The sequence below is a fragment of the Vibrio sp. E14 genome, from assembly GCF_020515785.1.
In the GTDB taxonomy this organism is placed as follows: Bacteria; Pseudomonadota; Gammaproteobacteria; order Enterobacterales; family Vibrionaceae; genus Vibrio; species Vibrio diabolicus.
Window position 1 is genome coordinate 1 of sequence record NZ_JAHPJI010000029.1, and the last position, 2,796, is coordinate 2,796.

At 40.5% G+C, this 2,796-nt stretch carries 4 protein-coding genes; all 4 read left to right on the plus strand.

All coding sequences use genetic code 11. From position 1 onward, the window contains the following. Positions 1-29: 29 nt before the first annotated feature. The 4 genes from LIX84_RS23175 to LIX84_RS23200 all read left to right on the plus strand — a co-directional run bounded on the left by LIX84_RS23175 (position 30) and on the right by LIX84_RS23200 (position 2,674). The gene (locus LIX84_RS23175; RefSeq protein WP_048625640.1) at positions 30-1,052 is read left to right on the plus strand and encodes a hypothetical protein; all 1,023 of its coding nucleotides are present in this window, start codon (positions 30-32) and stop codon (positions 1,050-1,052) included. 153 nt (positions 1,053-1,205) lie between these two features. Next, on the plus strand, positions 1,206-1,607 hold the full coding sequence (locus LIX84_RS23185) for a hypothetical protein (RefSeq protein ID WP_170891515.1): 402 nt from the start codon (positions 1,206-1,208) through the stop codon (positions 1,605-1,607). 158 nt (positions 1,608-1,765) lie between these two features. Beyond that, on the plus strand, positions 1,766-2,119 hold the full coding sequence (locus tag LIX84_RS23195) for a DUF6404 family protein (protein ID WP_098415775.1): 354 nt from the start codon (positions 1,766-1,768) through the stop codon (positions 2,117-2,119). A 150-nt stretch (positions 2,120-2,269) separates the two neighbouring features. Then, positions 2,270-2,674 carry a DUF1801 domain-containing protein gene (locus LIX84_RS23200; protein ID WP_130355389.1) on the plus strand — a complete coding sequence of 135 codons (405 nt, stop codon included), beginning with the start codon at positions 2,270-2,272 and terminating at the stop codon, positions 2,672-2,674. Positions 2,675-2,796 lie beyond the last annotated feature (122 nt).

A 2,796-nucleotide genomic window follows, 5' to 3' on the forward strand; every position in this document is an offset into this window, starting at 1 on the left:
AATGTATAATTTTACAATGGAGTAATTAAATGAGTCAGTTGGAAGTTACACAAGAATCCTTAGCGAGGATGCAGGCTTTTGACGCAAAAAGCTTGGCGCGAGAGGAGGACTTAGGAAGAAACTTTGATTTCTCAGCAATCGTAGCTCCTGCGTCTAAGCTAATTCGATTATACAATCAGTTGGGCTTGTCGACACTGGAAGACTTTCCTGATGGAATTCTTGTTCAAATAAAGCAAATAGCTGACGCAGACTTTAATCGCTTTCAACAAGCTTTGGATTTTGACCCTACTACTGTAGAAAACCAAAACCCAACTCAGCCCCGAGACCAAATCGTGCAGCAAGTGGTTGCGGCTTATGATCAGACGTTTCAAAAATTGTTTCCATTCATTTCGTACGGCACTAGTAAGTCTGTCGACTTCCAAAGAATGGAAAATGAAGCTCGCGCAATGCTTCAAAACGTTAAAGACGAAGCTACAGGAATTACTGGTGAGCTTGCAGCTCAACAAGAACAAGCAGAAAATGTTTTAGCTGATGTACGTAAAGTTGCTGCTGAACAAGGTGTTTCACAGCAGGCGATATATTTTAAAGATGAATCTGAAGCTCATGAAGAGTCGGCTGAGTATTGGAAAGTTAAAACGGTCCAAGCAGCAATAGCACTCGGTTTTTATGCTTTTTGTACGTTGTTTATACACAAGCTTGCATGGTTCAAGCCCGAAGATAACTTACAAGCTTTGCAGTTGATGACAAGTAAGGTTCTAATCTTTGGTGTTATTGCGTACTTGCTTTTCCTAGCGGCTAAAAACTTTTTATCACATAAGCATAATGCAATTGTTAACAAACACAGACAAAATGCATTAATGACATATAAAGCCCTGACTGATGCGGCGGTAACTGAAGAAACTAAAGACATAGTTTTGAATCACGCAGCTTCTTGTATTTTCTCCCCGCAAGACACAGGCTATATAAAAAATGAAAATTCTAGCTCGCAAGCTGGTGCAGGGCGTTCAATTATTGAACTGATGCCTAAGACTTCTATGAAGCTTGACGGTTAGGTGTTTTTATACATTTAACAATCTGTTTAAGAGTGATTCGCAACGCTTGGCATTTTTGCTATGCGTTGCGTTTAGTGTTTAAGGTGGTATGCAGGAGCTTCGGTATTGCGTTGCTCACACCTTAACAGGGCGTTATACGAATAGAGGGAATTTATGTACAAGAGTACTGATTTTAGCTTGGATTCAAAAGAGTTCAGGTTTAAGAAAGACTCATATCCTTTGTCTAAAATAAACAATGCTAGGGTTAAAAAGTTAAGTTTTCTTGATAATTTAGGTCAAGTGTTATTCTGGGTGTTTATTTTTTCAGGGGCTGTTTGGTTAGCCATTCCAAGCTTTGAAGAGGCACCGCAATGGCTACAAGTTTTAGTTCTTAGTTTGACGGCTGTAGGTTTCGTTTTTGCTCTTCTTCGTTGTTCTAAATATGCGCTTCAAGTCGAGTTTCGCCACATAGATGAAACGGGCGTTCAATGGGTTAATGTCGCTAAGTCATACTCAAAGTCAGATTGTGAGTTATTTGAACAACAAGTTCTGGCACTGAAGGAGAAGTTCGTATAACAAATTGTTCAAGAGTGATTCGGCACGCGTGGCATTTTTACTATGCGTTGGTTTTAGTGGTTACGGTAACATGCAGCAGCATCTGTATTGCGTGCCTCACACCTTAACAAGGCGTTAGGTTTCTCCGCGGGAAACATCGAATTCGAGGATTTTGAATAATGGATTATGAAACGAAGCTGCAACTTGCTCACAAAGAATTAAGTGACAAAGGTGTTTGGAAGTCGAACTACAATCCACCAATTGTAAAGTGGCTACGTAAACTTGGCATGTGTTTTCCGCCACCTTATTACCAAACCTATTTTGCAAACGTTATGCTTTGTGTGGCTTTCTTCGCTCCTGTTTGGGGAATCTTTCAATGGTTTCTCGTGTGGAACGAGCTAGGTAAACCAGTTTTAGAAGCAGTTTTCATCTCGTTACTTGCTGGCACTTTGTTTGGTTTGGTTATGGCAACCTTCTACTACATTAGGCGCAAGCAATTAAATCTAACAGATTGGGGTTCATTGGGAGAATAAGCCCAAAACCTAACAAAGCGTTTAAGACGGATTCACAACGCTTGGCAGTTTCAGTTTCAATCAGGTTAAGTGTTTAAGGTGCAATGGTTTAGGTTTGGTGGTTGGCGTTGTTCACCACTTAACGCGGCGTTATGTGAATAGGAGATTCCAATGAACAAGGCAGTCAAAGATCGCTTCGATGAATACCCAGAGAATGCTCGGGTTAGGTTAGCGGAGCTACGAAATCTAGTTTTTCAAGTAGCATCTGATTTGGAGCTTGGTGAAGTCGATGAAACTCTAAAATGGGGTGAACCAAGTTACAGTGTAAAAACAGGCAGTCCGCTAAGAATGGACTGGAAACTCAAGTCTCCTAACAATTATTACCTTTTCTTTAATTGCCAAACCAAGCTCGTCGACACATTCCGGGAATTGTATGGTGAAGAACTAGTGTTTCAGGGGAATAGAGCAATAGTTCTTTCCTTGTCGAAACCGATACCAGAAAGAGTAATTAAGTCCTGTTTAGAGTTAGCTTTAACCTATCAGCAGCGTAAAAATTTACCTCTTTTAGGCGCGTAAAAAATTCACATAACAAGGCGTTTAAGAGGGATTCTCAACGCTTGGCATTTTCAGTTTGATTCAGTTTTAGTGTTTACGGCACAATGGTTTAGGTTAGGTGGTGGCGTTGTTCACCCCTTAAC

What these genes read in the sequence shown, in the direction of transcription:
- LIX84_RS23185 (WP_170891515.1), top strand. Translation starts at nt 1,206, where the DNA reads ATGTACAAGAGTACTGATTTTAGCTTGGATTCAAAAGAGTTCAGGTTT.
- LIX84_RS23175 (WP_048625640.1), top strand. Translation starts at nt 30, where the DNA reads ATGAGTCAGTTGGAAGTTACACAAGAATCCTTAGCGAGGATGCAGGCT.
- LIX84_RS23200 (WP_130355389.1), top strand. Translation starts at nt 2,270, where the DNA reads ATGAACAAGGCAGTCAAAGATCGCTTCGATGAATACCCAGAGAATGCT.
- LIX84_RS23195 (WP_098415775.1), top strand. Translation starts at nt 1,766, where the DNA reads ATGGATTATGAAACGAAGCTGCAACTTGCTCACAAAGAATTAAGTGAC.